The sequence below is a fragment of the Roseateles flavus genome (assembly GCF_039872765.1).
In the GTDB taxonomy this organism is placed as follows: Bacteria; Pseudomonadota; Gammaproteobacteria; order Burkholderiales; family Burkholderiaceae_C; genus Roseateles_B; species Roseateles_B flavus.
The window spans coordinates 115,039-138,224 of sequence record NZ_JBDPZC010000011.1; the positions used below are offsets into that span (position 1 = coordinate 115,039).

General features: G+C 68.7%; 22 protein-coding genes. 11 read left to right on the forward strand and 11 right to left on the reverse strand.

Features of this window, described 5'->3' with window-relative positions; all coding sequences use genetic code 11:
* Positions 1-54: 54 nt before the first annotated feature.
* Positions 55-894: an IclR family transcriptional regulator domain-containing protein gene (locus ABDJ40_RS20285; protein ID WP_347612372.1), complete on the reverse strand. Its 840-nt coding sequence runs from the start codon at positions 892-894 to the stop codon at positions 55-57.
* Positions 895-1,382: 488 nt separating this feature from the next.
* Positions 1,383-2,585 carry a 3-oxoadipyl-CoA thiolase gene (gene pcaF / locus ABDJ40_RS20290; RefSeq protein ID WP_347612374.1) on the reverse strand — a complete coding sequence of 401 codons (1,203 nt, stop codon included), beginning with the start codon at positions 2,583-2,585 and terminating at the stop codon, positions 1,383-1,385.
* Between the two features lie 294 nt (positions 2,586-2,879).
* Between pcaF and ABDJ40_RS20295 the strand changes: the two genes are divergently transcribed.
* The 5 genes from ABDJ40_RS20295 (at position 2,880) to ABDJ40_RS20315 (ending at position 8,448) form a co-directional block, all read left to right on the forward strand.
* Entirely contained in the window at positions 2,880-4,154 is a 1,275-nt protein-coding gene (locus ABDJ40_RS20295; protein ID WP_347612376.1) for a cyclic di-GMP phosphodiesterase, read from the forward strand.
* Between the two features lie 56 nt (positions 4,155-4,210).
* Positions 4,211-6,295 carry a putative bifunctional diguanylate cyclase/phosphodiesterase gene (locus ABDJ40_RS20300; protein ID WP_347612379.1) on the forward strand — a complete coding sequence of 695 codons (2,085 nt, stop codon included), beginning with the start codon at positions 4,211-4,213 and terminating at the stop codon, positions 6,293-6,295.
* A 75-nt stretch (positions 6,296-6,370) separates the two neighbouring features.
* A complete protein-coding gene (locus ABDJ40_RS20305; RefSeq protein WP_347612381.1) occupies positions 6,371-6,691 on the forward strand; it encodes a DUF1840 domain-containing protein in 321 nt (106 codons plus the stop codon).
* A gap of 6 nt (positions 6,692-6,697) precedes the next feature.
* A complete protein-coding gene (locus tag ABDJ40_RS20310) occupies positions 6,698-7,339 on the forward strand; it encodes a histidine phosphatase family protein (RefSeq protein ID WP_347612383.1) in 642 nt (213 codons plus the stop codon).
* Positions 7,340-7,515: 176 nt separating this feature from the next.
* On the forward strand, positions 7,516-8,448 hold the full coding sequence (locus ABDJ40_RS20315; RefSeq protein ID WP_347612384.1) for a porin: 933 nt from the start codon (positions 7,516-7,518) through the stop codon (positions 8,446-8,448).
* A gap of 93 nt (positions 8,449-8,541) precedes the next feature.
* Here ABDJ40_RS20315 and ruvB read toward each other — a convergent pair whose 3' ends face one another.
* From ruvB to ABDJ40_RS20335, 4 genes are all read right to left on the reverse strand, one after another.
* On the reverse strand, positions 8,542-9,597 hold the full coding sequence (gene ruvB, locus ABDJ40_RS20320; protein WP_347612386.1) for a Holliday junction branch migration DNA helicase RuvB: 1,056 nt from the start codon (positions 9,595-9,597) through the stop codon (positions 8,542-8,544).
* Positions 9,598-9,641: 44 nt separating this feature from the next.
* Positions 9,642-10,214 (reverse strand): Holliday junction branch migration protein RuvA, encoded by a 573-nt coding sequence (gene ruvA / locus ABDJ40_RS20325; RefSeq protein ID WP_347612387.1) that lies wholly within the window; start codon positions 10,212-10,214, stop codon positions 9,642-9,644.
* A gap of 55 nt (positions 10,215-10,269) precedes the next feature.
* Complete coding sequence (locus tag ABDJ40_RS20330) at positions 10,270-10,923, reverse strand: response regulator (RefSeq protein WP_183105436.1); 654 nt, start codon at positions 10,921-10,923, stop codon at positions 10,270-10,272.
* 111 nt (positions 10,924-11,034) lie between these two features.
* A complete protein-coding gene (locus tag ABDJ40_RS20335; protein ID WP_347612390.1) occupies positions 11,035-12,930 on the reverse strand; it encodes a sensor histidine kinase in 1,896 nt (631 codons plus the stop codon).
* A 162-nt stretch (positions 12,931-13,092) separates the two neighbouring features.
* On the opposite strand from ABDJ40_RS20335, the gene ABDJ40_RS20340 reads away from it, so the two are divergent.
* Together ABDJ40_RS20340 and ybeY are read left to right on the forward strand one after the other, a co-directional pair.
* On the forward strand, positions 13,093-14,124 hold the full coding sequence (locus ABDJ40_RS20340) for a PhoH family protein (protein ID WP_269631334.1): 1,032 nt from the start codon (positions 13,093-13,095) through the stop codon (positions 14,122-14,124).
* Positions 14,121-14,567, forward strand: coding sequence for an rRNA maturation RNase YbeY (gene ybeY, locus ABDJ40_RS20345; protein ID WP_347612391.1), 447 nt, complete (start codon positions 14,121-14,123; stop codon positions 14,565-14,567). The genes ABDJ40_RS20340 and ybeY overlap by 4 nt, the downstream gene beginning before the upstream one ends.
* Before the next feature lie 33 nt (positions 14,568-14,600).
* On the opposite strand, the gene ABDJ40_RS20350 is transcribed toward ybeY, so the two are convergent.
* The 5 genes from ABDJ40_RS20350 to ABDJ40_RS20370 form a co-directional block, all read right to left on the reverse strand.
* The gene (locus ABDJ40_RS20350; RefSeq protein WP_347612393.1) at positions 14,601-15,695 is read right to left on the reverse strand and encodes a magnesium transporter CorA family protein; all 1,095 of its coding nucleotides are present in this window, start codon (positions 15,693-15,695) and stop codon (positions 14,601-14,603) included.
* Positions 15,696-15,722: 27 nt separating this feature from the next.
* Complete coding sequence (gene hemB, locus ABDJ40_RS20355; protein ID WP_347612394.1) at positions 15,723-16,727, reverse strand: porphobilinogen synthase; 1,005 nt, start codon at positions 16,725-16,727, stop codon at positions 15,723-15,725.
* Positions 16,728-17,058: 331 nt separating this feature from the next.
* On the reverse strand, positions 17,059-18,009 hold the full coding sequence (gene lhpI / locus ABDJ40_RS20360) for a bifunctional Delta(1)-pyrroline-2-carboxylate/Delta(1)-piperideine-2-carboxylate reductase (protein ID WP_347612396.1): 951 nt from the start codon (positions 18,007-18,009) through the stop codon (positions 17,059-17,061).
* A 24-nt stretch (positions 18,010-18,033) separates the two neighbouring features.
* A complete protein-coding gene (locus ABDJ40_RS20365; RefSeq protein WP_347612399.1) occupies positions 18,034-19,170 on the reverse strand; it encodes a M24 family metallopeptidase in 1,137 nt (378 codons plus the stop codon).
* Complete coding sequence (locus ABDJ40_RS20370) at positions 19,167-20,249, reverse strand: proline racemase family protein (RefSeq protein WP_347612400.1); 1,083 nt, start codon at positions 20,247-20,249, stop codon at positions 19,167-19,169. Before ABDJ40_RS20370 ends, ABDJ40_RS20365 begins: the two co-directional genes overlap by 4 nt.
* Positions 20,250-20,308: 59 nt before the next feature.
* On the opposite strand from ABDJ40_RS20370, the gene ABDJ40_RS20375 reads away from it, so the two are divergent.
* The 4 genes from ABDJ40_RS20375 (at position 20,309) to ABDJ40_RS20390 (ending at position 23,177) form a co-directional block, all read left to right on the forward strand.
* Positions 20,309-21,202 carry a collagenase gene (locus ABDJ40_RS20375; RefSeq protein WP_269631341.1) on the forward strand — a complete coding sequence of 298 codons (894 nt, stop codon included), beginning with the start codon at positions 20,309-20,311 and terminating at the stop codon, positions 21,200-21,202.
* A gap of 66 nt (positions 21,203-21,268) precedes the next feature.
* Positions 21,269-21,697 carry a CopD family protein gene (locus ABDJ40_RS20380; RefSeq protein WP_269631342.1) on the forward strand — a complete coding sequence of 143 codons (429 nt, stop codon included), beginning with the start codon at positions 21,269-21,271 and terminating at the stop codon, positions 21,695-21,697.
* 3 nt (positions 21,698-21,700) lie between these two features.
* Positions 21,701-22,801: a VanZ family protein gene (locus ABDJ40_RS20385; RefSeq protein WP_347612402.1), complete on the forward strand. Its 1,101-nt coding sequence runs from the start codon at positions 21,701-21,703 to the stop codon at positions 22,799-22,801.
* Between the two features lie 49 nt (positions 22,802-22,850).
* Positions 22,851-23,177, forward strand: coding sequence for a (2Fe-2S) ferredoxin domain-containing protein (locus ABDJ40_RS20390; protein WP_269631344.1), 327 nt, complete (start codon positions 22,851-22,853; stop codon positions 23,175-23,177).
* Positions 23,178-23,186 lie beyond the last annotated feature (9 nt).

A 23,186-nucleotide genomic window follows, 5' to 3' on the forward strand; every position in this document is an offset into this window, starting at 1 on the left:
ACGAAAAGCCGCCTTCGAGGCGGCTTTTTCACGGCGTGGCGCGGAGCCGCCCGTTCAGAGCAGCATGCGCAGGTGCTGCTGCGCCTGCAGCAGGGGCGGCAGGGCATGCTCGACCAGCTGCTCCATGCTCATGCGCGAGGCGTGGATGGAAATGTTGAGGGCGGCGACCACATCGCCACGGTAGTTCTTCAGCGGCACCGCCAGGGTGCGCAGGCCGAGCTCGAGCTCCTGGTCCACGCTGGCGTAGCCCAGGGTCCGGGCGCGGGCAACCTCGGTGCGCAGCCGGTCCGGGTTGGTGATGGTGTGGGGAGTGACCGGTTCCAGCGTCTGGCGGGCGATCCAGGCGTCGGCGTCTTCGGGCGCCAGCGCAGCCAGCAGGGCGCGGCCGTTGGCGGAGCAGTAGGCCGGGACGCGGCCGCCGGACTGCAGGTGCTGGGACAGCACACGGCCGGCGCTGGTGGCGGCAATGCAGATCACGTCATTGCCATCCAGCACACCGGCAGCGCTGGCTTCCTTGAGCGCAAAGGCCAGCTTGTGCAGTTCGGGCTCCACGATGCGGGGCAGGCGTGCCGAGTGCATATAGCTCTGGCCCAGGCGCAGCACCTTGGGCGTGAGCGCGAACATCTTGCGGTCCTGGGACACGAAGCCCAGGTAGCTGAGGGTCAGCAGATAGCGGCGGGCGGCCGCACGGGTCAGGCCGGTGCGGGCGGCCACCTCGCTGATGGTGAGGCGGGGACGTTCCTGATCGAAAGCTTCGATCACGGCCAGTCCCTTCTCCAGGCCGGCCACGAGGTCGCGTTTCAGCGGCGTCTGTGGTTCCAGAGAGACAGTGGCGGCCGAACTGGGCGGCACTGCGACAGAGGCGAGATCATCAAGGGCGCGAGCAGCAGACATGGCGTTCCAGGGTCCGATGGGCGCCCAAAGTGGTCTGAGCGCGATCAATTCAAGCGCCGACTATAGAAGTCTGTCACTACAACGTGTGACGACTTCGCAAGAACTGGGCGACGAACGCACATCTATGCACCAATTTGGTGATTTTAAGGCGCACGCATCTGACGGCCTGGTGCAGGTCGCTTCGAGCGGGCCCCAGACACCTCACGGCACCGGGTTGCGGATCATCCCCCTGTCTTGCTTCTTGTTTGCCGGCAAGTCTCGGGAGGGGCCTTGAACGTACGCATATGACTTTCGACATATGTGTGATATATGGCCCCAGCGGAGCCAGTATCACACGATCCCGGGCCGCGCAGCTGTCCGGGCGACCAGCCCAATGGGGGAGGGCTGGGCGAAAGCGTTCGCAGAGCGTTCGCGGAGCGTTCGCGGAGCGTCCGTATGGCGTCCGTCTGGAGAACGCCTGGTGGGCGCCGGGGCCCCCCGGGGTGCGCTCAGACCCGCTCGAGCACGAGCGCGATGCCCTGGCCGACGCCGATGCACATGGTGCACAGGGCGTAGCGGCCGCCCGTGCGCTGGAGCTGGTTGGCGGCGGTGAGCGCCAGGCGGGCACCGCTGGCACCCAGCGGATGGCCCAGGGCGATGGCGCCGCCGTTGGGGTTGACGCGGGGATCGTCATCCTGAAGGCCCAACTGGCGCAGCACGGCCAGCCCCTGGGCCGCAAAGGCCTCGTTCAGCTCGATCACGTCCATCTGGTCCAGGCTGAGCCCGGCACGGGCGAGCACCGCCTGCGTGGCCGGAGCCGGGCCGATGCCCATGATGCGCGGCGCGACGCCCGCCGTGGCCATGGCCACGACCCGGGCGCGGGGCGTCAGGCCATGGCGCTGGACGGCGGTCTCGCTGGCCATCAGCAGTGCCACGGCGCCGTCGTTGACGCCGGAGGCGTTGCCGGCCGTCACCGAGCCCTCGGGGCTCACCACGCCCTTGAGCCGTGCGAGCGCCTCCAGGCTGGTGTCGCGGGGATGCTCGTCCTGGCGCACCCACAGGGATTCGCCCTTCTTCTGGGGAATCTCGACCGGGCAGATCTCGGCGTCGAAGAAGCCGGCCTGCTGGGCGGCCAGCGTCTTCTTCTGGCTGGCCAGGGCCATGCGGTCCTGGGCTTCGCGCTCGATGCCGAACTCGCGCGCCACGTTCTCGGCGGTCTCTGGCATGGAGTCGACGCCGTACTGGCTCTTCATCAGCTTGTTGATGAAACGCCAGCCGATGGTGGTGTCATAGACCGCGTTCTGGCGCGAGAAGGCGGCGTCGGCCTTGGGCATCACGAAGGGGGCGCGGCTCATGCTCTCCACGCCGCCGGCGATCAGCAGGTCCGCCTCCCCGGCCTTGATGGCGCGCGCGGCGCTGCCCACGGCGTCCAGGCCCGAGCCGCACAGCCGGTTGAGCGTGACGCCCGGTACGCTGATCGGCAGGCCGGCCAGCAGGGCGGCCATGCGGGCGACGTTGCGGTTGTCCTCCCCGGCCTGGTTGGCGCAGCCGTAGAAGACATCTTCCAGCGCCTGCCAGTCCAGCTGGGGGTGGCGGGCCATGAGGGCCCTGATGGGCAGGGCGCCCAGGTCATCGGCGCGCACGCTGGCGAGCGCGCCGCCGTAGCGGCCGAAGGGCGTGCGTTGGCCGTCGCAGAGATAGGCAGTCTTCATGGGGTCCTCAAGTGTGCTGGGTCGTGGGCGGGGCTTGCCTCGCCGGCCGCCGGGATGATGGGTGATCTTGACGATAGCTTGATTCGAAAAGTTCTTTAATAGAACTTTCGTTCATCAAATGAACATGCTAGGCCTGTGCGATCTTTCCAGTCAAGCGCAGGCCTGTTGGCGCACATACGTCAGCGAGGTGTATCCGTCCGTGTAAAGTTCCCCAGTGCGTCGCTCAAGTTCTCCGGACCCGCGGCCGATGCATCGCAAGAGGGCGCCCCCGGAGGAAAAGGGCGTAGGACACGCATGAAGGACAACGCAACAGATCCGCTGATTGACGTGGCCCAGCTGAAGGTCGGGATGTTCATCCATCTGGACCTGGGCTGGATGTCGCACCCCTTCCCGCTGAGCAGCTTCAAGCTGAGCTCGGAAGACCAGCTGCTGGTGCTGCGCCGCCTGGGTCTCAAGCAGGTGCGCTGGAGTCCTGGCAAGAGCGAACTGCCCGACGATGCGCCACCGGCCGCCGTCGTGGCGGAGCCGAGCAATCCGGCCCTCAGTCCCGAGCAACAGCTCAAGGACGCCCATCGCCAGGCGCTGGCCGCCCAGCGCGAGGCGCTGTCGCTGTGCGAAAAACAGTACGCCGAGGCCGCCGCGGCCTTCAAGAACATCGTCGACCTCGTCCCCCGCGAGCCTGTCAATTCGCGGGACCAGTCCACCGCGCTGGTCAGCGCCTTGCTGGACAAGATGCTGGTCGAGGGTGACCTCAACATCCGCCTGCTCAACGAAGGCGCCGGCGACCGTGGCACGGCGCACGCCTTGAACGTGTCCATCATTTCCCTGCTGCTGGGCCGTGCCTTCGGCCTGGGGCGCGAAGAGATGATGGACCTGGGCGTGGGAGCCCTGTTGCACGACATCGGCAAGCTCGAGCTGCCGCCGCGGCTGCGCCATCGGGACGAGAGCTTCACCTCCGCCGAGAGCCAGGTCTACCAGACCCATGTGGTCAAGGGCGTGGCCCTGGCCAAGCAGATGGACCTCGCTGCCGGGCCGCTGCTGGTGATCGCCCAGCATCATGAGAACGCGGATGGCTCGGGCTTCCCGCAGCGCATCAACGTGGATCGCATGAGCGCGGCCTCGCGCATCGTGGCCCTGGTCAACCGCTTCGATGGGCTGTGCAACCCGCTGCTGGTTTCCAAGGCCATGACGCCGCATGAGGCCCTGTCCCTGATGTTCGCGCAAGGGCGCAACCGCTTCGACGCCACCATGCTCAACGCCTTCATCCGCATGATGGGCGTCTATCCGCCGGGGTCGACCGTACAGCTGACCGACGACCGCTATGCGCTGGTCGTGGCCGTCAACTCCTCGCGCCCGCTGAAGCCGCGTGTCATGGTGCATGACGCCAAGGTCGCGCGCGAAGAGGCCCTGATCGTCAACCTGGAAGACCATCCCGACCTGGGCATCCGCCGCAGCCTCAAGCCCGGTGCGCTGCCTCGCGCCTCGCTGGACTACCTCAGCCCGCGTGCGCGCGTGGCGTATTTCTTCGAGTCCTCCGCCGCCATGCCGTCGGGAGAGGTGTCGGTGTGAGACCGCCCCGGCGGGAGACGCAGGCGGGCCAGGCGGATGAGTCGATTCCCAGTGCATTGGATGCCTCGCACCATCGCGGCCTGCTGGACGCGTTGCAGGAGGCTGTCTGGCTGGTGGATGCCCATGGCCTGACGGTGCTGCAAGCCAACGAGGCGGCCCGGCAACTGCTGGGGCTGTCATCGGCGCAGCTGGTCGGGCGGCGCATCGAGTCCCTGTGCGTCACCCCGGAGGACCTGCTGTTCTGGAGCGAGGTCGCGGGCGGTGCCTGCGAGGAGCTCCACACCGAGACGCTCATGCGCCATGCCGACGGCCACACGCTCTGGGTGGACCGCAGGGCCTGCCTCGTGCAGGCGGACGGCGCCCATCCGCACGGGCGTGCCCTGTGGGTGGTCAGCATGCGGGACCTCAGCGCCCAGCGCCGCGGCGAGGAAGAGCGCGAGGCCCTGCTGGTGGACCTGCGCAGCACGCTGGAGTCCACGGCCGATGGAATCCTGGTGACCGACCTGGCCGGGCGCCTGCGCAACTTCAACCAGCGCTTCGCCACGCTCTGGGGCATTCCCGAGGACCTGCTGCAGCAGCGCGACGATGCGGCCGTGCAGGCCTGGATGCGGCGCAGCGTGACGGATGGCGCTGCCTATGCCGCGCGCCTGGCGGCCTTGCTGGACGCCCCCCTGCTGCAGAGCAGCGATGTGATCCAGCTGCTGGACGGTCGCGTGCTGGAGCGCGTCTCGTTGCCGCAGTGGAGCCGGCAGCGGCCCGTTGGCCGGGTGTTCTCCTTCCGCGACCTCAGCGACCAGCTGGCGGCCAGCCAGCGCATCGAGGAGCTTTCACACACCGACATGCTCACCGGGCTGCCCAACCGGCGCGCCCTATCGCAGCGGGTGGAGTACGCCCGCGCGATCGCCAAGCGCGAGCACTCGGGCTTCGCGATGCTCTTCGTCGACCTCGACCGCTTCAAGCAGATCAATGACACGCTCGGCCATGCCTTTGGCGACCGCGTGCTGCGCGAAGTGGCGCAGCGCCTGCGCGACAGCCTGCGCGAGGTGGACACCGTGGCCAAGCTCTCGGGCGACGAATTCGCGCTCCTGATCCATGAGGCCGACGCCCGCGGCGCCGAGCACACGGCGCGGCGCGTGCTGGAGGCCATGGGCCGGCCCTTCGGCTTCGATGCCCTCAGCTTCACCGTGACCGCCAGCATCGGCATCGCCCTGTTTCCGGGCGACGGCGAATCGCTGGACGAGCTGACGTCCAGCGCCGAGCGCGCCATGCAGGGCGTCAAGGACAGCGGGCGGGCGGGCTTCCGCTTCCACCAGCCGCGCAAGGATGTGGACCTCCTGGCCCGCATGCGCCTGGATCACGCCATGCGCCAGGCCCTGCTGGACAGGCGCTTCCGCCTGCACTACCAGCCCCAGCTGGACCTGGCCAGCGGCCAGGTGATCGGTGCCGAGGCCCTGATCCGCTGGCGGGATCCGCTGCGCGGCGAGGTGTTGCCGGGCGAGTTCATCCCGGTGGCCGAGGAGAGCGGTTTCATCGTGGCCATCGGCGACTGGGTGCTGCATGAGGCGGTGGCGCAGGCGCAGCGCTGGTGGCAGCAAGGGCGCCGCATGCCGGTCGCGGTGAATGTGTCGGCCCTGCAGTTCCAGCAGGGGCAGTTCGTGGACACCGTTCGCCAGGTGCTGAAGTCGGCCGGTCTGCCGCCGGATCTGCTGGAGCTGGAGCTCACCGAGTCCATCCTGCTGCGGGATGCCGACGAGGCCCTGCGCCGGCTGCAGGCCCTGGCCGAGCTGGGCGTCTGCCTGTCCATCGACGATTTCGGCACCGGCTATTCCAGTCTGGCCTACCTCAAGCGCTTCCCCATCCAGCGGCTCAAGATCGACCGCAGCTTCGTCCAGGGGCTGCCGGCGGACGCCAGCGATGCGGGCATCGTCCGCGCCGTGGCCCAGATGGGGCGGGCGCTGGGCCTGCAGGTCATCGCCGAAGGGGTGGAAAACGAGGCCCAGCGCGACTTCCTTCGCGAGGCCGGCTGCCATGAATACCAGGGCTATCTCTTCTCGCCGGCCCTGGATCTGGCCGCCTTCGAGACCCGGGTCTGGGGGGCCGAGCGCCCGGCCATTCGCCTCGTTCAGGGTGGGGTTGGCTGATCCCGCGTGCGCGAGGTCCACAATAGGCCCACTGCTTTCCTCTCTTGATTGCGCCAGCGCCGCGCCGGGGTCCCCATGTATCGATTCAAGTCCAAGGCTGCGGCCGATGTGATCTACCTGCCTGAGGCCGCCCGCCAGGTCCTCGAAGCCCTGCGCCGCGAGCCGGCGCAGCAGGGCATCATCGAGGTGGCTGACCTCCCCGCGGCGCAGCAGGCCCTGCTGGCCGCCGTGGAGGTCGACGAGGCCGCATTCGCCGCCCTGGTGGCCGAGGCCGAGGCCCAGGGCGAGCCGCCGCCCCGGCGCCAGGGCATCACCCTGAGGCAGCGGGTCTGGCCCCTGCTGGACATGCTGCGCCTGAGCGAGGCCGAGCGGGCCGATGTCATCTGGCAAGGCTGAAGGCCCATGGACGGACTGGATGAGGTCACCCGGCTGGTCTGCGTTCGCCACGGGCAGACCGACTGGAATGCGCAGGGGCGCATCCAGGGCCAGTTGGACATCGACCTGAACCCGCTGGGCCAGGCCCAGGCCCAGGCCCTGGCCGCGGCCCTGCAGGACGAGGGCCTGGACCAGGTGGTCTGCAGCGATCTGCGGCGTTGCCGCCAGACCCTGGCTCCCCTGCTCTTGCAGCGCACCCTGCCCGTCCGCTGGCATGCCGGGCTGCGCGAGCGCTCCTTCGGCGACTTCCAGGGGCAGACCTGGGTCGAGCTTGCCGCGCGCGAGCCGGAGGCGCTGCAGCGCTGGAAGTCCCGGGACCCCGACTTCTCGGCGCCCGGCGGCGAGTCGCTGCGGGCGTTCAGCGAGCGCGTGCTGGCGGTGGTGCGCGAACTGGCGGCGGCCCATGCGGGCCAGACCCTGCTGCTGGTGACACACGGTGGGGTCCTGGACTGCCTGTACCGGGCGGCCCTGGGACTGGACCTCCAGGCCGCCCGCAGCTGGCGCCTGGGCAATGCCGCCATCAACCGCCTGATGGTTTCCGGCGGCCGGCTGCACCTGGTGGGCTGGGCCGACGAAACGCATCTCCCGGCGCTCCCGGCATCGGCCTGACGCTTTTGCCGGCCCCCGGCGACAAATCCTTGCACCAGACCTGCCAGAAGTGACTGTTGCAAATTCGCGTCGCGGGGGCTTCGGTCAAACCCTAGGGCTCCTATACTGCCGCCACATTCCGCGTGACAAGACCGGGTGATTCAACCCGGCACAACCTCAACCTACAAAGGCAAATGATGAAGAAGATCGCTCTCGTCGCCGCTCTGGCCGCTGTTTCGGCTTCGGCTTTCGCTCAAAGCTCCGTGACCCTGTGGGGCCGCATGAATACCACCGTCGAAAGCCAGAAGTTTGGCACCGGTGACCGCAAGGTGGTTGTGCAGAACAACTCGTCGCGTATCGGCCTGAAGGGTGCCGAAGACCTGGGCGGCGGCCTGAAGGCCAGCTTCGCACTGGAACACGGTCTGAACTCTGACACCGGTGCTCAAACCAGCCCTGGCGCTTTCTGGAACCGTGAAGCCCAAGTGCAACTGTCGGGCTCCTTCGGTGCTGTGCGTCTGGGCCAGTGGACCCATGGCTCCTACTTTGCCGTTGCTGACTACATCAGCATGCACAACCACGACACCGGCACTTCTTCCGATGCTCTGCTGAGCTACATCGGCGGCAATGCCAACAAGGTGGGCTACTTCACCCCGAACATCGACGGCTTCGTGGGCGAAATCACCATGGGCGCTGGCGAAGGCGCTGCTCCCCGCGTGCTGGATCTGTCCGGTAACTACGACCAGGGCCCTCTGCACCTGGGTGCCGGCTTCACCAAGCAAGGTTCCAACAAGCAATACGCTGGCCGTGCCCTGTATGAACTGGGTGAGTTCACTGTGGGTGCTTACCTGCAGCGTGAAGACATGGACGGCAACACCCGCAACATCTGGCGTCTGGCCGGCATGTACACCATGGGCGCTTCCGAGTTCCACGTGAACCTGGGCAGCACCAGCAAGAGCAGCGACTTCGACACCCTGCACAAGGGCACCAACAAGGCTACGCAGCTGACCCTGGGTTACAACTACAACCTGAGCAAGCGCACCAAGGTCTACGGTTTCTTCACCAAGGTCGACAGCAAGACCAACGGCGACGATTTCAACAGCCTGGCTGCCGGCATCCGCCACAACTTCTAATCCCTCGGGATCAGAAAGTGCAAAAGGCGACCTTCGGGTCGCCTTTTTTCATTCTGTTGCGCCTCTTGCGATCCCTGAGCGCGCCGCCATTCGCTACTCGTCGAACAGGCTCGTGGTGTTCTTGGGCGGCGTCACCCCCAGGTGCCGGAACGCGGCCAGCGTCGCGATGCGTCCCCGAGGTGTGCGCTGCAAGAAGCCCTGCTGGATCAGGTAGGGCTCGATGACGTCCTCGATGGTGTCGCGTTCCTCGCCGATGGCGGCGGCGACGTTGTCCAGCCCGACCGGGCCGCCGTCGAAGCGGTGCACCACGGCTTCCAGCAGCTTGCGGTCCATGAGGTCGAAGCCCTGCGGGTCCACGTCCAGCATGGCCAGGGCCTTGTCGGCCATGAGCTTGGTGATGCGGCCGTCCCCCTTGACCTCGGCATAGTCGCGCACGCGGCGCAGCAGGCGGTTGGCGATGCGCGGCGTGCCGCGCGAACGCCGCGCGATCTCCAGGGCGCCTTCCGGCGCGATGGGCGCGTTCATGAGCCCGGCGGAGCGGGTCACGATGCGCTGCAGCTCGTCCGGCGTGTAGAACTCCAGCCGGGCCACGATGCCAAAGCGGTCGCGCAGCGGGTTGGTCAGCATGCCGGCGCGGGTGGTGGCGCCGACCAGGGTGAAGGGCTGCAGGTCCAGCTTGATCGAGCGGGCCGCCGGGCCTTCGCCGATCATGATGTCGATCTGGTAGTCCTCCAGCGCGGGGTACAGGATTTCCTCGACCACGGGCGAGAGGCGGTGAATCTCGTCGATGAAGAGTACGTCGTTCTTCTCGAGATTGGTCAGGATGGCCGCTAAGTCCTTGGGCTTCTCCAGCACCGGGCCCGAGGTCTGGCGCAGGTTCACGCCCAGCTCGGCCGCGATGATGTGAGAGAGCGTGGTCTTGCCCAGACCCGGCGGGCCGAAGAGCAGCACGTGGTCCAGGGCCTCCTCGCGCTTGCGGGCGGCGCCAATGAAGATCTCCAGCTGCTCGCGCGCCTTGGCCTGGCCCACGTATTCGTCCAGCAGCTTGGGCCGCAGGGCGCGCTCCAGGGCCTCTTCATTGGGATTGCCCGGGGAGGCGCTGACCACGCGAGGCGGCTGAGGGGCGAAATCGTCGGTCTGGATGGGCATGGCGGCTCAGGGGGCGTGGACGTGGGGCGGCAGGGGGCGGGTTCTCAGCGGTTCAGGGACTTCAGCGCCAGCTTGATGCCCTCGCTGACGCCCACGTCGGCGGGCAGCTGCTTGAGCGCGGCGGCGGCTTCCTTGTCGCTGTAGCCCAGGGCCTGCAGGGCCTGGAGGATGTCGGCCTGGCTGTCGCTGGCCTCGCTGGCAGGCAGGGCGAGGTCGGGCCCCAGCTTGCCCTTGAGCTCCAGCAGCAGGCGTTCCGCTGTCTTCTTGCCAATGCCCGGCACCTTCACCAGGCGGCCGGCTTCCTGCAGGCTCACCGCCTGAGCCAGGTCGGCCACGCTGAGGCCGGACAGGATGGACAGCGCGGTGCGCGGGCCCACGCCGCTGATCTTGATCAGCAGGCGGAAGGTGGCGCGCTCTTCGGCGCTGAGGAAGCCGAAGAGGATCTGGGCGTCCTCGCGCACCACGAAGTGCGTCAGCAGACTCACCCGTTCGCCCAGGTTCGGCAGGTTGAAGAAGGTGCTCATGGGCACGTCGACTTCATAGCCGACGCCCTGCACGTCGATGAGCACGAGCGGGGGCGATTTTTCCGCGATGACGCCCGTGAGCCTTCCAATCATCGGGCGATTATCGGGGGCTTCGCTGCGCAGGGCGGTGCCCGCTCGCCGTGGACGCTCAGTTGCGGCCGAAGAGGCCCAGGCGCTGGGCTTCCAGCGCCGCCTCGGCCCGCGAGGACACGTTGAGCTTGCGATAGATCTGCTTCACGTAGTCGGCGATGGTGTGGCGGGACAGGCCCAGCTGCACGCCGATCTCGGGCAGGGTGAAGCCCTTGGCCACGCGCAGCAGCACCTCGGTCTCGCGCTCGGTGAGGGAGACCTCGATCAACTGCGGTGAAGCCTGCGGGCGACGCTGCGAGTTGAAATGCGCGATCACCTTGCGGGCGATGGAGGGCGACAGCGGCGGCTCGCCCTGGCTGATTCGCTGCAGCTGCTCCACCAGCAGCTCCCGGGCCTGCTCCTTCAGCAAGTAGCCGAAGGCGCCGGCCTGCAGGGCCGGGAAGATGTGCTCATCGTCGTCGTGGATGGTGACGATCACCGACTGCACCTCGGGCTGCTTCTCGCGCAGGGCGGCGACCACGTCCACCCCCGAGCCGTCAGGCAGGCCCAGGTCCAGCAGGGCCAGGGTGAAGCGCTGGCTGTTGATGTGCTGCAGGGCGTCCTGCACCCGAGAGCATTCGGTGATCACGGCATTGGTGAAGACCTGGCTCACCAGGGTCTTGAGCCAGGCGCGGATTTCCGGAATGTCTTCGAGCAGCAGGATGTTGTTCATGATGTTTTCTGGGTGTTGGCGGGCTCTGTGCGGGCCCCGGGCCTGACGATCAGGCAACAGTATGCCTTTTGGCGGTCGCGCGCCAGTCCCGGGCAGATCCCGATGGGTGGATCAGAGCGGAATCGTGAGGCGGATGATGGTGCCCATGCCGGCGCCGGACTCCACCAGGCACTGCCCCTGCATCTGCTTGGCCCGGGCCTTCATGCTGGCCATGCCGTGGCCCTTGTCCAGGCGGCCGTCCAGCTCCATGGGAATGCCCTGGCCGTTGTCCTGGATGATCACCTGGAAGTCGCCGCCCTGCACATTGCAGCTGACCGTGCAGTGGGTGGCACCGCTGTGCTTGATGATGTTGCTGACGGATTCGCGCAGGATGCGGGTCGTCTGCACATAGGCGCGGGCGGGCAGGGTGTGCTCCACGTCCTCGGCGGGGGACTTCCACTCGGCATTGATATTGGCCTGACCCAGGCGCGAGACCAGCTCGGCCCGCCAGTCGCCCAGGGCGTCCAGCAGGTGCACCGGCTTGCCGGTGAGGCCGCGCACCGAGAGCCGCATCTCCTCCAGCGCCTCGCGGGCCAGCGTGGAAATGCGGTCTGATTCGCTGGTGTGGACGATGGTCAGCAGCTTGGCGCCCAGGTCGTCGTGCAGGTCGGCGGCAATGCGCTTGCGCTCCCGCTCGGTGACCTGCTCCAGCTTCTGCTCAGCCATCTGCGCATAGCTGCGCTCGATCTCGGCAAGCTTCTCCGCCATGCGCTGCTCCAGCTGCACATGCTTGTGCTCGGCGACCTTGCGGGCGCGGGCCACGCAGACCGTGGCATGCAGGCCCAGGCCCATCATCAGCAGGGGCACGGCCAGGGGCGTCATCGGCACGATCAGCGGCGCCTGCAGCTGCGAGAGCAGCAGCTCCAGCAGCACCGCCGCGATGGCCAGGGCCAGCAGGGTGCAGACCACGGCGAAGTCCCGGCGCTGCACGCTCGCGTCCAGGGGGCGGGCCAGGACGGCCTGCCAGCGCAGCCACAGATGGAAGCCCATGCCGGCCATCAGCTCGGCGGCCAGCAGGGTGGTCCACATGCTGGCCACGATGAAGTGAAGCGCCGGCCCCACGGCCATCAGGCTCAGGGGGACCAGGGCGCACTGAGCCAGCAGCAGGGCGTTGAGCCGGCCATTGCGCCAACCCATCTCCAGCAGCAGGAACTGCAGCGCGAACAGGGTGATCAGGGGCAGGCAGGTGGACAGACCGATCTCCAGCCAGTGCCGCGGCAGCGGCAGCGAGCCGATCCAGAAGCGGGTGGACAGCAGCACCCAGGCCAGCATCAGCCCGGAAAGGAAGAGCAGGTGCCGCTCGCGGCGATACAGGATGGCCAGCACGCCGGTGGTGACGGCCATCATGACCAGCATGGCATTGAGTGCCTTGGGCAGGCCCTGCCGCCAGAAGCTGGCCCGCGCATGACGCTGCGACAGCTGCTCCAGCGGGCCGATCTCCACCACGCTCAGCCGGGCACTGCGCTGGCTGGAATTGAGCTGCTGGCGGGCATAGCCGGCCAGCTGGACGTCCAGCAGATTGCCCTGGGTCCGCAGGAGCTCGGTGGGCAGGGGCACCAGCAAGGGCTCGTAGCAGTGGTCCGTGATGGGGTCCACCATGCGGCCCTGGGCCAGCAGGCTGATGCCGTTGAAGCGCACCCGCACATTGCTGCAGGCCTGGGCGATGTAGGCGGCCATGGCGCCCGGAGCCTGCGCGGTGGGCAGGTCGAAGGCGAGGCGGTACCACAGCGGATGCTGCGCGTACTGCGACGGCGCTTCCTGGCGGCTCTGGTGCCAGTCATGCGGCAGAGCCTGGAGGGACAGCGCGGCCTGCTCGGGAAACTGGGTCTCGCTGCCCTCGGCCACCAGGGCCTGCTGAAGGAGCAGGTTCTGGGCCTGGGCCTGGCCCGGCAGCAGCCCAGGCACCAGGCTCAGCAGGGCCACGCCCAGCAGGAGAGGAAGTCGCAGCAGAAAGGAGTGGATGCTCATGGGTGGTTGGAGGCGTGCCAGGGCTGGGCCGGGACCGATTGTGCCGAAGCTCTGGTGACAGCGGCCGGGCCGTCCTCCGACATGGGGGCAAGGCGGGACGCAAGGCGGGCAGGAGCCCGGCGACAATAGCCGCCTGATTCCGACCGCGACGAAGGGTCCGCCTTGATACTGCGCCACGTTTTTACCCCCGCCGACAACAAACGTCTCTCCCATCTGTGCGGGGGGCTGGACGACCATCTGCGCCAGATCGAGGCCGCCATGGACGTGCGCATCACGCGCCGTGGCGAGGCCTTCCGCATCGAGGGGCACAAGGCCGCCGCCGAGCACAGCCTGCAGCTGCTGCAGAGCCTCTACGACGCCGCCCGCAAACCCATTGCCCCGGAAAGCCTGCAGCTGGCCATCCTGGAGGCCACCCAGCAGCTGGCCGAGGCCCTGGGCGCCCGCAAGCCACGCCGTGCCGAGGTCGCCGAGCCTCTGCCGGATGCGCAAGGCGTGGTGCTGCGCACACGCCGCGCCGACCTCGCCGGCCGCACGCCCAACCAGCACGGCTACCTGCGCAATATCCTGAACCACGACATCACCTTCGGCCTGGGCCCGGCCGGCACCGGCAAGACCTTCCTGGCCGTGGCCTGCGCCGTGGACGCGCTGGAGCGTTCGCAGGTGCAGCGCATCATCCTGACCCGCCCGGCCGTCGAGGCCGGCGAGCGCCTGGGCTTCCTGCCCGGCGATCTGACGCAGAAGGTGGACCCCTACCTGCGCCCGCTCTATGACGCGCTCTACGACCTCATGGGCTTCGACCGCGTCAGCAAGGCCTTCGAGAAGGGCCAGCTGGAGATCGCGCCCCTGGCCTTCATGCGCGGCCGCACGCTCAACCACGCCTTCGTGATCCTGGACGAAGCCCAGAACACCACGCCCGAGCAGATGAAGATGTTCCTCACCCGCATCGGCTTTGGCAGCAAGTGCGTGGTGACCGGCGACACCAGCCAGATCGACCTGCCCAAGGGCACGCTCAGCGGTCTGGTCGATGCCGAGCGCGTGCTGAAGAAGGTACGCGGCATTGCCATGACGCACTTCACCTCGGCCGACGTGGTGCGCCACCCGTTGGTGGCCCGCATCGTCGAGGCCTACGAGGCCCGCACCAAGGCTGAGAACAGGAAGCAGGCCGCTGCCGGCAGCCATGGAGCCCGCGCATGAGCCGTCCTGACCTCAGCCTGTCCCTGCAGTTTGCCGATGCCCGCCACCGTGCCGAGCTGCCGCGCCACAAGGTGCAGCGCTGGATCCGCGCGGCGCTGGAGTTGCCAGGCGAGATCGCCGTGCGCATCGTCGACGCCGAGGAGGGCCGCCAGCTCAACAGGGAGTTCCGCGGCAAGGACTACGCCACCAATGTGCTGACCTTCGACTACAGCCATGAGCCCGTGGTGGGTGCAGATCTGGTCATCTGTGCCGAGGTGGTCGAGCGCGAGGCCCGCGAGATGGGCCTGGACCTGGTCGCGCACTATGCGCACATGCTGGTGCACGGCACCCTGCATGCCCAGGGCTACGACCACGAGGACGACGACGAGGCCGAGTGCATGGAAGCGCGTGAGACCGAGATCATGCTCGCCCTGGGCTTCGCCGACCCGTACCAGGCGCGCTGAAGCTCGAGGTGACGCCCGAGGCCTCGGCGGACCTCAGCTCTGGCTGCTGAGGTAGCGCTTGCGCCAGAAGAAGAGGCCCAGCCCCAGGCCCACGCCGCACATCACACCCACCGCGATCCAGAAGCCGGTGGCCTTGTGGATCAGGGGCAGGGTGTCGAAGTTCATGCCGAAGATGCCGGTGATCAGGTTCAGCGGCAGGAAGATGGCGGTGAGCACCGTCAGCGTCCGCATGATGTTGTTGGTGCGGTGCCCCAGGGCCGAGAAGTGCATCTGCACGGCGGACTCCGCCGAGCTCTCCAGCCGGCGCACATGGCTCAGCACCCGCTCCACATGCTCGAGCACGTCACGCGAGCGCACGCGCAGCAGCTCGCGCTCGCGATCGGCGCGGGCGTCGTTCTCGGGCGGCCATTCGGCCAGGGCATCCAGCCATTCCTGCACGGCGCTGCGCTGGTCCTCGCAGATGTCCTCCAGCCGGTGCAGGGTGTCCCGGGCGGTCAGCAGGGCCGGCCATTCGCGGAAGTTGCTGTGCGGGTCGAAGAGCTGGCGCTGCAGGCCGGTCAGCTGGCGCGTCAGCAGGCGGCGCAGGTCCAGGTAGCTGTCGACCATGTGGTTGAGCATGCGCAGCATCAGCTCGGCGGGGCTGGTCGGCAGGCGGTTGCTGCCGCGCAGGTCGCGGCCTTCGTGCATCTGGCCCAGGCGGGCGGCGAAGAAGTCGCGCACCTGGCAGTCGCCGGGATGCACGCTCAGCAGCACGCGGTCGAAGACGGCGAAACCCACCGGGCTGGTGTCGATGGCCTGCAGCGAGCGCTCGATGGCCGCGGCCGAGACCGGCGACTCCTCGTCAGGCGTCTCCGTGCCAGGCGTGGTGGCCAGGCGGCGGAAGACCATCAGGTCGTACCAGGAGGTGTAATCGAAGTGCGAGGGCAGCTGCGCGTTGAGCAGGTCCGAGATGTGCAGGTCCACCAGCGGCGCGCCGCACCAGCGCTGCAGGGCCAGCTGCAGCTCCAGGCTGCGCAGGCTGAACTCCTCGCGGCTCAGCCCCACCCACAGATAGCCGGTGGCGGGCAGGTCCTGGGGGAGCTGGGCGAGCTCGCTGAGCTGTTCGCCGTTGAGGAGGAAGAGACGCAATTGCGGGCCTGTGCGCGAGCGCCGGAATTACTTCTTCAGCAGCCGTGCGGCTTCGAGGGCGAAGTAGCTCAGGACACCGTCTGCGCCTGCGCGCTTGAAGGCCAGCAGCGACTCCATCATCACCACGTCATGGGCCAGCCAGCCATTGGCGGCTGCGGCCTTGAGCATGGCGTACTCGCCGCTGACCTGGTAGGCGAAGGTGGGGACGCGGAACTCGTCCTTCACGCGGCGCACCACGTCCAGGTAGGGCATGCCGGGCTTGACCATGACCATGTCCGCGCCCTCGGCCAGGTCCATGGCGACTTCGCGCAGGGCCTCGTCGCTGTTGCCGGGGTCGACGTAGTAGGTGTTCTTGTCGGCCTTGCCCAGGGCGCTCTTGGAGCCCACGGCATCGCGGAAGGGACCGTAGAAGCCGCTGGCGTACTTGACGCTGTAGGCCATGATCCGCGTGTGGATGTGGCCTGACGCTTCCAGCGCGTCGCGGATGGCGCCGATGCGTCCGTCCATCATGTCGCTGGGGCCGACCATGTCGGCGCCGGCCTCGGCCTGCGTGAGAGCCTGGCGGACCAGCAGCTCCACGGTCGCGTCATTGATCAGGTAGCCGGTCTCGTCGGGCAGGCCGTCCTGGCCGTGACTGGTGTAGGGGTCCAGGGCCACGTCGGTCAGCACGCCCAGCTCCGGGAAGCGGGACTTCAGCGCGCGCACGGCTCTCGGGATCAGGCCCTGCGGGTTGAAGGCCTCGGCTCCGTCGATGGCCTTCAGGCTGGGGTCGATGGCGGGGAAGAGGGCGATCACCGGGATGCCCAGGGACACCGCCTCCTCCGCCGTGCGCAGCAGCTGCTCGATGGGCAGGCGAGACACGCCCGGCATGGAGTCGATGGCATGGGGCTGGCTGCCCTCGTGCACGAAGACCGGCAAGATGAGGTCGGAGGCGTCGAGGCGGGACTCGCGGACCAGGACTCGGCTGAAGGGATCGCGGCGCAGGCGGCGCGGGCGAGCCGCTGGGAAGGGGGCGCTGAAGGTGCGGGACAAGGCGGACTCTCCGGGCAAACCCCCTCAATCTAGGGGTTTGGTTGTGGGGCCGTCAAAAACGTGCAGTTCTACGCAGTGACCCGTAGAGACGGCCCGATGGCGGCTCTGTTAAACTGGTCCCCGAATGATAGCCGCAAGGTGGTCATTCCCTGCTTTTCCTCCCTGAGCAGGAGCCTTAACGTGATGACAGCGATAAGGCTTTCCCGCCCCAGCCCATTGGCTGGGGCTTTTTTTTGTCGCGCCGCTTTTGTCGCGTCTTTCAGAGCCCGCCGCACGGGCAAGGCTGGCCGGCAGGCCCGATGCCATGGGCCTGGCCGCAGGGCGCTGCGTATCAGGCCTGGGCCAGGCCGAGCCGCTGCAGCACCAGCTGGGCGCATAGCAGGTCGGCCAGTGCGGTGCCCACGGACTTGAACAGGGTGACGGACCCCGGGGCGCGCTCCGGCGGCAGGGCCATGCGGCACAGGTCCGCCAGCTCGCCGCGGACTTGATGTGCATCAAGTTGGCCCCGCTGCATGGGAATGATCAGCTCGCCGGCCTCGCGCAGGGCATTGGCCCGGCTGTCCACGTAGACATGGGCCCGCTGGACGAGGGCCGTATCGCATTCGCGCTGGTCCGGGCGGTGGTTGCCCAGCAGGTCGACGTGGCAGCCCGGCGGCACGAGATCACCGAAGACCAGGGGCTCTCCCGAGCCCGTGGCCGCCACGATGATGTCTGCCGTCTGCTGCGCGGCCTCGAGGTCCTCGGCGATCGCCAGGCGGGCCGTGCAGCCCAGCGCCCGCAGTGCCGCGATGCGTGCCTGCGCCTGTGCCGGACGACGGCCCCAGACGAGCACCTCGTCCAGCGGGCGCACGCTCAGGTGGGCCTGGACCAGGGGGCAGGCCAGCTCGCCCGTGCCCAGCAGGAGCAGGCGTCGGGCGCCGGGGCGCGACAGCAGGCGCGAGGCCAGGGCCGAGACCGCCGCCGTGCGCCAGCGCGTGAGGCTGCGCCCCTCCAGCTGGGCCAGGGGCTGGCCATTGCGGCGATCGAAGACCAGCACCTGGGCATGCAGCACGGATTCCCCGCGGGCCGCGTTGCCAGGCAGGTAGGTGAAGGCCTTCAAGGCGATCAGGCGATCCGTCCAGGCCGGGAGCAGGCCCAGGCGGTCATGGCCCTGGTCGGGGGCCAGCTCCAGCAGCTGCCGCGCCGGCATCTGGAAGGGGGCGGCGAAGCCCACGGACAGGGCGTCGATGAGATCGGGAAAGTTCAGGGCGGCGTCGACCTGTTCGGCGCTGATCACTTGCATGGGGCGGGGCCTCGTGGAACGGGTTCAGAGCGCGAGCTCGAAGTCGCGATGGGCGCGGCTCAGGATCTCATGGCCGCCCTCCAGCAGCAAGGCATCGTCCTCGATGCGCAGGCCGCCCTGGCCGCGGATGTAGATGCCCGGCTCGATGGTGACCACCTCGCCCGCTCGCAGGCGGGCCTCGCACACTGTGTTCATGAAGGGCTGCTCGTGCAGGATCAGGCCCACGCCATGGCCCAGGCCGGGGCCGGCATGCTCGGCGAACTCGCTGGCGGCCAGCACGGTGCTGGCCGCCTCGTTGAGCGTCCGTCCGTTGACGCCGGGTTTCAGTAGCGCCAGTGCGGCCTGCTGCGCGGTGCTGACCGTGTCGTACATGCGCTGCTGCCAGGGTAGGGCGGTACCCGCCACGTGGCTGCGCGTCATGTCCGAGCGGTAGCCGTTCACCACGGCGCCGAAGTCCAGCACGATGAGGTCGCCCTTCTGCAGCGGGCGGTCCGAGGGCGCGCTGTGCGGCAGGGCCGAGCGCGGCCCGAAGCCCAGGATGGTGGGGAAGGACAGGCCTTCCGAACCCAGGTCCTGCAGCAGCTGCTCCAGGCGCGTGGCCAGCTGCCGCTCGCTCTGGCCCAGGCGGATCTCGGGGCGCAGGGCCTCCAGCGCGGCGTCGGCCAGGGCGGCGGCCTGGCGCATCTGCTGCTGCTCCCAGGCATCCTTGACGCGTCGGGCCTGCACCAGGAAGTCTGACAGCGGAACGAGGGCCAGGCCGGGGAGGTCCGCACTGATCTCCGCCCACTGCGACACGCTGACGTGCCCGGCCTCGTAAGCCAGGCGACTGGCGCCGATGTCCGCCAGCAGGCGGCCCAGCACCTGGCCCAGGCGCTCGCGCTGCCGGTCTCGGCACAGCAGTTCGGTGGCCACGCCGCGGCGCCACTCGTGGTGCATGCATTCCTCTTCGGCCTGTTCGATGAAGCGGTAGTCGGTGATCAGCCAGCTGCCGCGCGCGCTGAGCAGGCCGCAGGCGGCCTCGCCGCTGTAGTTGAAGAGGTAGCGCAAGTGCTCGGGCGCAAAGACCAGGCAGGCATCCAGGCCGGTCTCGGCCATGTGGGTGCGCAGGCGGGCGAGGCGCTGGGCGAAAAGAGGTTGCAGGGCTTGGGGCAGGGCGTTCATCGCAGCAGGAATCCTTTGACCAGGGGATCGTCGGGGTGGAGGAGGAACTCGTGTCGGCCGGTGACATGGGCTTCGCCCTCCACGCCCGGCACGATGGCGGGATGGGGGCCGCAGCGGGTCTCCTGATCGGCCCAGACCTCGAAGCGGGAGCCCAGCACGCTCTCGATCGTCAGCCGTCGCCCGAGGGCCAGTTGGCCGCGCGCCAGCAGCAGGGCCGCAAAGCCGGAGACGCCGCTGCCGGTGGGACTGCGGTCCAGCTCCCCTTCGGCGAAGATGCAGACGTTGCGGTAGTCCGCCCCGGGCTCCAGAGCCGTGCCGGTGAAGATGGTGCCGTAGAGAAAGCCGAGGTCCGCGCTGTCCGGGTGGGTGATGTCGACCCCGGCGCGCACGATGGCGTTCTTGATGGCCCGGCCCGCCTCGATCAGGCGCGCATGGTTGGTCGTGGCCAGGGACAGCCCGAGGGAGGCCGCCTCCACGTAGGCATAGAAGGCGCCGCCATAGGCCAGGGCATAGTGCACCAGGCCCAGGCCCTCCACGGGCAGGGACTGACGATCGGCCAGCACGAAGGAGGGCACGTTCAGGAACCGCACCCGGCCCACGCGCCAGGCCCCGTCCTGGCGCTGCATGCAGTCGGCCTCGAGCCGGATCTGGCCGCAGGGGGCGTCAATGTTGAGGCGGGTCCGCGGGCCGGTGGCCGCCACCCGGCCGCTCTCGATGGCCAGCTTGGCCAGGGCCGGCATCGCATGGCCGCACATGGTGCTGTAGCCTTCGTTGTGCAGGAAGAGCACGCCGAACGCACTGTCGCTGCGTTCGGGCGGGGTGATGACCGCGCCGTACATGTCCGCATGGCCGCGTGGTTCCCACATGAGGGCCTGGCGGAGGTGGTCCAGGCGCTGCTGGCAGTCGCGCCGGCGCTCCAGCATGGTCTGCCCCTTCAGTTCTGGAAAGCCCTCAACGATTACGCGAAGGGGCTCGCCGCCCGTATGGCAGTCGATGCTGCGCAGGCGGAGGCAGGGCGCGTCGGGCGCCCAGGCCCCCAGGGAGCGCTCCGGGAATGCATGGCTTGCGTGAGGCGTCATTTCAGAAATATCATAGAGATTCTGAAAATATATTAACAGAGGAGTCGCTGAACATGGGGATGAAGACGAGGAGACGCCTGGGCCTGCTGGGCCTGGGCCTGCCGCTGGCGCTGGGCCTGGTGGCCTGCACGGGGCGGCCCGCCCTGAGCGAGGACGCCGTCCAGCGCGTGCTCAGCCACGAGCACCGCTGCGGCCCCAGCCTGGTGCTGCGCTCGCAGGCGCTCACCGGCGAGCAGGAGGTGCGCATCTGCCAGGACCTGGGCGCCGTCGAGCAGCGTTTCCATGCCCTGTTCGGCACCGCCGGCCGACCCGTGCCGCACGACGGCAACGAGGCGCTGCGGGCCAACATCTACCGCAATGTGCAGGAGTTCAAGCGCTGGGCCGGCAAGCACTTCGACATGCCGGTGGACAACGGCGGCATGTACCTTGAGGGCCTGCCGGACAAGCCCGGCAACCAGGCCGAGTTCGTGGCCTACCAGCAGGCCAGCGGCGCCGTCCACAACCTGGCGCATGAGTTCAGCCACTACCTGGACGGCCGCTTCAACCTGCAGGGCGACTTCTGCGCCAACCTGCACGACTCGCACTCGCCGCCCGAGAACTGCGCCCAGCCCACACCGCTGCGTCCCTTCCTGGTCTGGTGGACCGAGGGCGTGGCCGAGTACGTGGCCCATGGCCAGGCCCATCCGCGCCTGAAGCAGATCGCCCAGGCCCAGCAGCTGCCGCTCAGCGAGCTCTTCAACACGGGCTACGAGACCCAGGGCGGCACGGAGCGCATCTACGGCGGCGGCTACCTGGCCGTGCGCTTCATGATGGAGAAGCAGCGCGCCCGCATCGACCAGATGCTGGCCCTGACCCGCGCCGGTGACTTCCCCCGCTACCAGGCCCTGGTGCGCAGCTGGGGGCAGGACATGGACGCCGACTTCGCGGCCTGGCTGGCGTCGCTGCGCGCTTGAGCCGGGGCAAGGGCAAGACCTGACCCCTGCGTGCAGGGCTGAACCTCACCGGTCCATAATCCCCGCATGCTCTGGATCAAAGCCTTCCACATCGTCTTCGTGGCGTCCTGGTTCGCCGGCCTGTTCTACATGCCGCGCATCTTCGTCAACCTGGCCATGGTGCCGGCGGACAGCCATGCCGAGCGCGAGCGCCTGCTGGTGATGGGGCGCAAGCTCTACCGCTTCATGAGCCTGCTGATGATCCCGGCGCTGGCCCTGGGCCTGGTGCTGTGGCTGTACTACGGCATCGGCCGCGGGCCGGGCCAGTACTGGATGCATGCCAAGCTGGCCGTGGTCATCGGCGCCGTGGGCTACCACCACGTCTGCCGCAGCCACCTGCGCCAGTTCGAGGCCCTGGCCAATCGCCGCAGCCACCGCTGGTACCGCGTGTTCAACGAGGTCTCGGTGCTGCTGTTCATGGCCATCGTGATCCTGGTCGTGGTCAAGCCCTTCTGACCCATGGGGCGGCGCAGTTCGGCCAGCTGGCTGGCCCTGATCTATGCGCTGCTGGTGGTCTACGCGAGCCTGTACCCCTTCTGGCCCTGGCGCTGGCCGACCGGCGTGCAGGGCCCGGGCGTGCTCCTGCTGCACTGGCCACGCTACTGGCTGAGCTTCGACATCTGGGCCAACGCCCTGGGCTATGCGCCCTTCGGCCTGCTGCTGTTCGCGGCCGTGGTGCGCAGCGGCGGCTCGGAGCGCGCCGCCTGGCTGGCCGTGCTGCTGGGCCTGTCGGCCACCTCCTACCTGATGGAGACCCTGCAGTACTTCCTGCCAGGGCGTGTGCCATCGCTGGCGGACTGGTGCCTCAACAGCGTCGGGGCGGTGGCCGGCGGCGTGCTGGGCTGGCTGCTGCACCGCTTCGGTGGGCTGGCCCGCTGGCATGGCTGGCGCGAGCGCTGGTTCGTGCCGCAGAGTGCCGGGGCCCTGGCCTTGCTGGCTCTGTGGCCCGTGGGCCTGCTCTTTCCTGCGCCCCTGCCCCTGGGGCTGGGCCAGTGGCTGCCGCGCCTGCGTGAGCTCAGCGCCCAGGCCCTGGATGGCACGCCGTGGGCGCTGCAGGACACCGATTTCGCCAACCTGGTCGAGCTGCCCCTGCCGCCAGGGCAGGAAGCGATCGCGATCGCCCTCGGGCTGCTGGGGCCGGTGCTGCTGGCGCTGTCGGTGGCGCGGCCGGGCTGGCGGCGCCTGCCCCTGGTGCTGGGCGCCGCGCTGACGGGGGTGCTGGTCACCGCGCTGTCCACCGCGCTGAACTTCGGCCCTCAGCATGCCTGGGCCTGGATCGGTCCCACCGCCTGGCCGGGCCTGGGCGCCGGCCTGGTGCTGAGCCTGCTGGCCTGCCTGATGTCGCGCCGGGCCAATGCGGCCTGGGGCCTGGTGGCGCTGACCGTGCTGATCGCGCTCATCACCGAGGCGCCCACGGACCCCTACCTGGCTCAGACCCTGCAGACCTGGGAGCAGGGGCGTTTCATCAATCTCTACGGCCTGGCCCAGTGGGTGGGCTGGGTCTGGCCCTTCGCGGCCATCGCCTGGCTGCTGTGGGGTGTGACGCAGCGCGAACGCTGAAAGGCCAGGCGCCATCGGGGCAAACCCGCGCGGCCTACAATCCCGCGCCATGAGCTATTACGAGCGCCACATCTTCTTCTGCCTCAACCAGCGGGACAACGGCGAGAACGCCTGCGCCCAGCACGGCGCGCAGGCGGCCTTCGACCACTGCAAGAGCCGCGTCAAGGCCGAGGGCCTGGCCGGCAAGGGCGGCGTGCGCGTCAACAAGGCCGGCTGCCTGGACCGCTGTGCAGGCGGGCCGGTGGCGGTGGTCTATCCGGAAGCCGTCTGGTACAGCTTCGTGGACAGCACGGACATCGACGAGATCGTCGAGTCCCACCTGAAGAAGGGCCAGGTCGTCGAGCGCCTGGTCCTGCCCGAGTCCGTGGGTCGCTGAGGCGCTTGA

Bases quoted from the DNA above. Each gene is read 5' to 3' on its own strand.
- ABDJ40_RS20285 (WP_347612372.1), bottom strand. From the start codon at position 894: ATGTCTGCTGCTCGCGCCCTTGATGATCTCGCCTCTGTCGCAGTGCCG.
- pcaF (WP_347612374.1), bottom strand. From the start codon at position 2,585: ATGAAGACTGCCTATCTCTGCGACGGCCAACGCACGCCCTTCGGCCGC.
- ABDJ40_RS20295 (WP_347612376.1), top strand. From the start codon at position 2,880: ATGAAGGACAACGCAACAGATCCGCTGATTGACGTGGCCCAGCTGAAG.
- ABDJ40_RS20305 (WP_347612381.1), top strand. From the start codon at position 6,371: ATGTATCGATTCAAGTCCAAGGCTGCGGCCGATGTGATCTACCTGCCT.
- ABDJ40_RS20310 (WP_347612383.1), top strand. From the start codon at position 6,698: ATGGACGGACTGGATGAGGTCACCCGGCTGGTCTGCGTTCGCCACGGG.
- ABDJ40_RS20315 (WP_347612384.1), top strand. From the start codon at position 7,516: ATGAAGAAGATCGCTCTCGTCGCCGCTCTGGCCGCTGTTTCGGCTTCG.
- ruvB (WP_347612386.1), bottom strand. From the start codon at position 9,597: ATGCCCATCCAGACCGACGATTTCGCCCCTCAGCCGCCTCGCGTGGTC.
- ruvA (WP_347612387.1), bottom strand. From the start codon at position 10,214: ATGATTGGAAGGCTCACGGGCGTCATCGCGGAAAAATCGCCCCCGCTC.
- ABDJ40_RS20330 (WP_183105436.1), bottom strand. From the start codon at position 10,923: ATGAACAACATCCTGCTGCTCGAAGACATTCCGGAAATCCGCGCCTGG.
- ABDJ40_RS20335 (WP_347612390.1), bottom strand. From the start codon at position 12,930: ATGAGCATCCACTCCTTTCTGCTGCGACTTCCTCTCCTGCTGGGCGTG.
- ybeY (WP_347612391.1), top strand. From the start codon at position 14,121: ATGAGCCGTCCTGACCTCAGCCTGTCCCTGCAGTTTGCCGATGCCCGC.
- lhpI (WP_347612396.1), bottom strand. From the start codon at position 18,009: ATGCAAGTGATCAGCGCCGAACAGGTCGACGCCGCCCTGAACTTTCCC.
- ABDJ40_RS20365 (WP_347612399.1), bottom strand. From the start codon at position 19,170: ATGAACGCCCTGCCCCAAGCCCTGCAACCTCTTTTCGCCCAGCGCCTC.
- ABDJ40_RS20370 (WP_347612400.1), bottom strand. From the start codon at position 20,249: ATGACGCCTCACGCAAGCCATGCATTCCCGGAGCGCTCCCTGGGGGCC.
- ABDJ40_RS20375 (WP_269631341.1), top strand. From the start codon at position 20,309: ATGAAGACGAGGAGACGCCTGGGCCTGCTGGGCCTGGGCCTGCCGCTG.
- ABDJ40_RS20380 (WP_269631342.1), top strand. From the start codon at position 21,269: ATGCTCTGGATCAAAGCCTTCCACATCGTCTTCGTGGCGTCCTGGTTC.
- ABDJ40_RS20385 (WP_347612402.1), top strand. From the start codon at position 21,701: ATGGGGCGGCGCAGTTCGGCCAGCTGGCTGGCCCTGATCTATGCGCTG.
- ABDJ40_RS20390 (WP_269631344.1), top strand. From the start codon at position 22,851: ATGAGCTATTACGAGCGCCACATCTTCTTCTGCCTCAACCAGCGGGAC.